This window comes from Streptomyces sp. NPDC038135, from assembly GCF_055601245.1.
Genome location: NZ_JBVJXS010000019.1, coordinates 1 through 1644 on the forward strand (window position 1 = coordinate 1; position 1644 = coordinate 1644).

Annotated in this window: 1 protein-coding gene; it reads left to right on the top strand. The window is 72.6% G+C overall.

Annotated elements, in window-relative coordinates; all coding sequences use genetic code 11:
* Window positions 1-25: 25 nt before the first annotated feature.
* A partial coding sequence (locus ACZ7JA_RS35840; protein WP_470812639.1) for a flavodoxin domain-containing protein occupies window positions 26-1644 on the top strand: 1619 nt, incomplete at its 3' end.

The following is a 1644-nucleotide window of genomic DNA, read 5'->3' on the forward strand; positions in this document are numbered from 1 at the left end:
GCCGGCAGCGGTCAGCGGTGTCGGGGTGAACCTGACCGTCGCCTACGGCTCCAGCCTGGGCTCGTGCGAGGACCTGGCGCGGACCATCGCCGACCGCAGTGAGCGCTCCGGGTTCGGCACCACCCTCGTCAGCCTGGACGAGCTGGGTGACAACCTGCCCACCGAGGGCCTGCTCGCCGTAGTGGCCGCCAGCTACAACGGCAAGGCCCCCGACAACGCCCAGCGCTTCGACGACCTGCTCGCCGCCGGCCTGCCCGAGGGCTCACTGTCCAACGTGCGGTTCGCGCTGCTGGGCGCCGGCAACACCCAGTGGGTGGCCACCTACCAGGCCTTCCCCAAGCGGATCGAGGAAGGCCTGCTGGCCGCCGGCGCCACCCCCGTCGTCGAGCGCGGCATCGCGGACGCCGCCGGCGACTTCGACGGCATGGCCACGCGGTGGATGGACAACCTCTGGGCCACCCTGGCCGAGGAGTACGCCGCCGACACCTCCCAGGCGAGCGGCCCCCGCTACCAGGTACAGCTGCTCACCGAGTCCGACGTGCGCCCCGCCATCGTCTCCGAGCAGGCCTACCCGCTCACCGTGGTCGCCAACGAGGAGCTCGTGGCGGACGCGACCGGCCTGTGGGACTTCGCCATCGAGCCGCCGCGCCCGTCCGCGAAGTCCATCACCGTCGCGCTGCCCGAGGGCGTCACCTACGACACCGGCAACCACCTGGCCGTCTTCGCCAAGAACGAACTCGCCCTGGTGGAGCGCGCGCTGAGGCGGCTCGGCGTCGACTACGACCAGGTGCTCCGGCTCGACCAGCCCGCCGGTGGCCGCACCCACCTGCCGGTCGGCACCCCGGTCACCGCCGGCATCCTCCTCACCGAGTTCCTGGAGCTGCAGGACGTGGCCACCCGCTCCCAGATCCAGACGCTCGCCGAGTACACCGAGTGCCCGTGGACCCGGCCGCAGCTCCAGGCGTACACCGCCGACACCGAGGAGGCCGAGGAGCGCTACGGCAAGGAGATCCTGGGCAAGCGCGTCTCGGTGCTGGGCCTGCTGGAGCGCTTCCCCGCGGTGGAGCTGCCGCTGGCGGTGTTCCTGGAGATGATGGGCCCCATCCGTCCGCGCTTCTACTCCATCTCCTCCGCCCCGTCCGCCAACCCGCGCCACGTGCGCCTGACCGTCGGCCTGCTGGAGGGCCCGGCCCTGTCCGGCGACGGCCAGTACCGCGGCACCTGCTCCTCCTACATCGCCGGCCTCGAGCCCGGGGACGTCGTCTACGGCTACGTCCGCGTGCCCTCCCCGACGTTCGCCCCGCCCGCCGACCCCGCCACGCCGCTGATCCTGATCGGCCCCGGCACCGGCATCGCGCCGCTGCGCGGATTCCTGGAGGAGCGGGCGACCCAGCACGCCAACGGCACCCAGGTCGGCGTGTCCCAGGTGTTCGTCGGCTGCCGCCACCCGGAGCACGACTACTTCTACCGCCAGGAGATGCAGACCTGGGAGCAGGCCGGGATCGCCCAGGTGCACACGGCCTTCTCCGCGGTGACCGGCCACCCGGCCCGGTTCGTGCAGAACGCCATCGCCAACGCCGCCGACACGGTGTGGCAGGCCATCCAGGACGGCGCGTACGTCTACGTCTGCGGTGACGGCCGCCG